Below are 1687 nucleotides of genomic sequence, written 5' to 3'. Positions count from 1 at the left end.
CACCGATTGAACCAGTTATAGAGTGTCTTATAACTTATTCTGAAAATATTCATTAACTCTACTTTTTTTACTCCTTGCGAAGCTAATATGAGGCAATGTGCTCGTTGACGTACCTGATGATGTCGGCTTTGGCGATGAATTCGAGTCGAGCAATTTAGACGAAAGAGGATTTATTTCTCTGATAAACATCATATGAAACTGTAATTAACTCATAATTTTGCCTGGAATATCATTATACTATGTATTTGTGTAATTAATTCTGTCTGACTACTTAGTAATCTCAACGATGCGACCATGCCAGTTGTAGCTAGAGTCCTCTGGCTTGTTGCCCGCCACTTTATCTCCAATTCTGAAAGCCTTGATTGGATCTGAGCAGGGAATGCCTGTAAGTAAATCTGCTATTTTCTGCCTCTCATCAGCAGTGAGTTGAGAGAGTAAATTGCAAAGTTCCGCAAAAGGTGAATAAATTGCTTCTCCAGCTTCTCCAGCTTTCTGCGTAAGGTTTCTAGCTTCTCCACTTGCTTCTCCACTTGCTTCACCAGAATTAAATGGCGAAGCAAGTGGAGAAGCTGTACCGCGCTCTACGTCTACTGGAGAAGCTGGAGAAGCAATATTTGTACTTTGTTCAAGGTTTGTCACAAAACCAATTCCAGAAAGATACCATTGCCCTTTCCGTTCCATTTCCTCTCGCTCGTTGTACCGAAGTTTTTGGAGTCTTGGAAAAATCTCTGAAAACCTTGCAAACACTTGATTTATGGCTTTTACGGGCGTGTCGTACCTGTTAGGCAAGTCGTGCCAGATCATCTTGCTTTTTTCGTTATGCTGCTCAATTTCCAACGTCCCCTCGTCTTGATACCAAACTAGCAGGCGCTCCCATAAATCCTTGATGTAGATGCGGCCACCAGCTTGTACCTCAATGCCTACATCTCTCGCAAACTGCCACAAGTGCCGACTTTCCTCCTGAGCTTCCCGCATCGCCTCACGGGTTGCCTTGTAGTCAATGCCCTCGGTCAGTAGCAATGGCAACCGCTCCAGCATCTTGTTAAGCATCGCCGGCGCAATCCGCTCAAGGATAAAGTTCTCGTCATCCTTAAAACGCGGGTCAGCCTCTAACTCGCCCTGAGACGGGTCAGCGCCGCGCTTGTAGGTTTTCTTGAAGCTCAAGATGCCGTAGCGGTCATCAATTGCAGCCGTTCCCCCGGTGATGGAGGGTAGTTTGTTGCAGTTGGCAAAAAATGTGGCAACAGGCTTGTATTCGTAGCTGTCCTTACCTTTAGGCTCAATATCAATCGGGTCGCCAGTAATGAACTGTTTAAGGCTCTGAATGTTGTCTAGGTCTACTTTTGAAGTGTTCTCAGAAGCCCAGTTGCAGACACCCCCTAGAACACCCGACAGATTAAACTTGCGGCCACTATCGTAGGACTTGAAATCTGACAGTGACTTGTTAGTCATTCCCCGCCCGAATACAGCGGCCAACACAGCTCGCAGCGTATCCTTGCCGTTAGACCCCTCGCCATAGCACAGTAAGCCTTTAACGCCCCGCCCCGTCAACTTCGAGCGCACCAGTTTCAAATTCAACGCAGCAGCAGCAGTTCTCAGGAATATCTCACGCTGTGCCGGCTCAAGACACTCTAACAGGCGATCGCAATCCGTCGGGTCAATGTCGGGGTCATACGTGCAGCCGACA

Annotated in this window: 1 protein-coding gene; it reads right to left on the bottom strand. The window is 47.0% G+C overall.

The genetic code is table 11. The annotated features are described in order from the left end of the window. Positions 1-267: 267 nt before the first annotated feature. Positions 268-1687, bottom strand: a 1420-nt coding sequence (locus ACUVJL_RS10620) for a DUF5906 domain-containing protein (RefSeq protein WP_445245812.1), incomplete at its 5' end; no start/stop codon positions are given.

The sequence above is a fragment of the Microcoleus sp. OTE_8_concoct_300 genome, from assembly GCF_031383065.1.
Classification (GTDB): domain Bacteria; phylum Cyanobacteriota; class Cyanobacteriia; order Cyanobacteriales; family Microcoleaceae; genus Microcoleus.
Note: the sequence above shows the minus strand (reverse complement) of the source record. Positions and strands in the feature narration are given on the sequence as shown.